This window comes from Streptomyces sp. NPDC059900 (assembly GCF_050270335.1).
Classification (GTDB): domain Bacteria; phylum Actinomycetota; class Actinomycetes; order Streptomycetales; family Streptomycetaceae; genus Streptomyces.
On sequence record NZ_JBNNJZ010000571.1, the window covers coordinates 1 to 2,392 of the forward strand.

A 2,392-nucleotide genomic window follows, 5' to 3' on the forward strand; every position below is an offset into this window, starting at 1 on the left:
GGCGCGGCCCTCGCCCGCATGCAACTGCGGATCGCCTTCGCGGCCGTGCTGCGTCGCTTCCCCGAGCTGCGGCTCGCGGTGCCCCGCGAGGACCTGCGGTTCCGGCCGCCGTGGATGGCCACCTTCGGCATCGAGAACCTCCCGGTCTCCTGGTAACGAGAACCTCCCGGTCTCCTGGTAAACGGAAAGGCACCCCATGCCGCAGCCACCGGAACTGCCCCCGCACCTGCGCCGCGACGGCCTCGCCCCGACGCCCGAGCTGACCCGGATGAGCCACAGCACGCCCGTGGCCCGCGACCCCGGGGTCTTCGACTGGGTGGTCACGGGGCGCGCGGAGGTACGGGCGGTGCTCAGCGACACCGACCGGTTCAGCTCCGTGCCGCCCGTACAGCAAAAGGCCATCTCGCAGCCCAAGGAGCCCGGAAACCTGCTGCACTACGACCCCCCGGACCACGGCCGGCTGCGCAAACTCCTTGCGCCGGCCTTCACCAGCCGGCACATCCGCTCGATGGCACCGGCCGTCGACGCGGTGGTGGCCGAGCGGCTCGACGTGCTGGCCGAAAACGGGCCGCCGGCCGACCTGATGCGGCACTTCGGCTGGCCGGTGCCGGGCCTGGTCAGCTGCGCGCTGCTGGGCATCCCGCGCGACGACCTCGCCCAGCTGGGCCGGATGCTCGACGTGCGCGCGCCCAGCCGGATGGACGCCCACTCCGCCGGCCGCGCCCGGCGGCGGATAGCGGCCCAGAAGGCCTACCTCTCCTACCTCGGCGGCATCGTCGCGCGGCAGCGCCGCAAGCCCGGCGAGGACCTGCTCGGCACCATCGTCCGCGAACACGGCGCGGAGCTGACCGACGCCGAACTGGTCGGCGTCGCCAACTCGTTTCTCGCGGGCGCGCTGGAGAACTCGACGCAGATGCTGGGCCTGGGCGTGCTCACCCTGGTGCAGCACCCCGACCAGCTCGCACTGTTGCGCGCGCGGCCGGACCTGCTGGACCAGGCGGTGGAGGAACTGCTGCGCCACGTCACGGTGGTCTCGACGGCGTCGCCGCGCACGGCGCTGGAGGACGTGACCCTGGGCGGTCAGCAGATCAAGGCCGGCGAAACCGTCTCCTGCTCCCTCCTCGCGGTCAACCGCACCAGGCTGCCCGGCGGCCCCGAGGACCGCCTGGACCTCACGCGCGCGGACGCCTCCTCACACCTGGCGTTCGGGCACGGCATCCACCACTGCATCGGGGCCGCGCTCGCGCGCCTGCAACTGCGGGCCTCCGTCGCCGGTCTGCTGGCGCGCTTCCCCGGGCTGCGGCTCGCCGTTCCGGAGGCCGAGCTGCGGTTCCGTCCCTTTGCCGCGCAGTACGGCGTGGAAGAGCTGCCGGTCGCCTGGTGAGGCCGGCGGCGGCCCGGACAGGGCCGCCGCCCACGTCAGTGCCCGGCTTCATGCCCGGCTCATGTCATACCGCGCCAGGAGAGCAGCGATAGAGGGTCTCCTGGCCCTGCGGGCCAGCCTGGTCCTGCTGCCCGGGCTCGGCCGTGCCCTTCGAGGGCTTCGCTTGGGCCTGATCCTCCGCGGAGCGCGATCCCGTCCCCTCCTGCGGCGCCTTGGGTGCCGGGCGGCCCTTCGGGTCCTTCCGCTCTTGCGCTCCCTGCGGGCTCTTCGGATCCTTTGGGTCCTTCGGGCTTTCGCCTCCCTTGGGCTTCCCCGCGCCCTTGCCGGCCGGCTGCTGTGCGCCGTACACCCTCGGCTCGACTTTGGTGCACGCGGACCTGACCCAGTCGCTGATCTGGCCCACCGAGCTTGCGGGCTGTGAGGCGCCCGCCTTCCCGTCGCCGCCGCGCAGCAGTGCGAAGCGCAGCTTGCCGTCCGCGACCAGCTTGCGGTACTCGGCCAGGGTCGCGGAGTTGGCCCCGCCCGTGAACCCGCCGAGCGGCAACAGGGGCAGGGCCCTGGCGTAGATGTAGGGGGCCGCCGCCTCCCAGCTGTCGGTGGAGAAGGTGTACCGGGCGCCGCGGTTGTGCTGTTGGACGTACGCCAGGAGTTTCTTCTGGTCCTTGCTCAGCCCGGTCACGATGCCGCCGCCGCTCCGGGCCCCGGAGGGGCCGGAGGAGCGGCCCGGCTGCCCGGAAGCCTGCTGTCCGCCCGCGGATACGACCGGCCCGCCGTTCTTCTTGCCCGGCGTGCCGCCCTCCGGCCGGTAGGGCGGCCCGGCGTAGGCGTCGAAGGACGAGCCGGCGTACGTGGAGTCCAGCACCGACAGCGACCACGCCGTGGGCGCGGCGAACATCGCCACGCAGCCCGCCACCAGCCCGGCCACCCCGATCCGGCGGGACAGCCGGGCATCCGGCGGTGCCGGCAGCACCGCGTAGACGAGCGCCGCGCAGGCCGCGACGGACGCCG

1 protein-coding gene and 1 pseudogene are annotated in these 2,392 nt (G+C 73.7%); one reads left to right on the forward strand and one right to left on the reverse strand.

The genetic code is table 11. The annotated features are described in order from the left end of the window. Window positions 1-196: 196 nt before the first annotated feature. Window positions 197-1,384 (forward strand): cytochrome P450, encoded by a 1,188-nt coding sequence (locus ACQKIP_RS39335; protein WP_365862047.1) that lies wholly within the window; start codon window positions 197-199, stop codon window positions 1,382-1,384. Between the two features lie 64 nt (window positions 1,385-1,448). Here the strand turns inward: ACQKIP_RS39335 and ACQKIP_RS39340 are convergent. Then, window positions 1,449-2,392 (reverse strand): annotated as a pseudogene (locus ACQKIP_RS39340) (hypothetical protein); the annotation flags it as partial.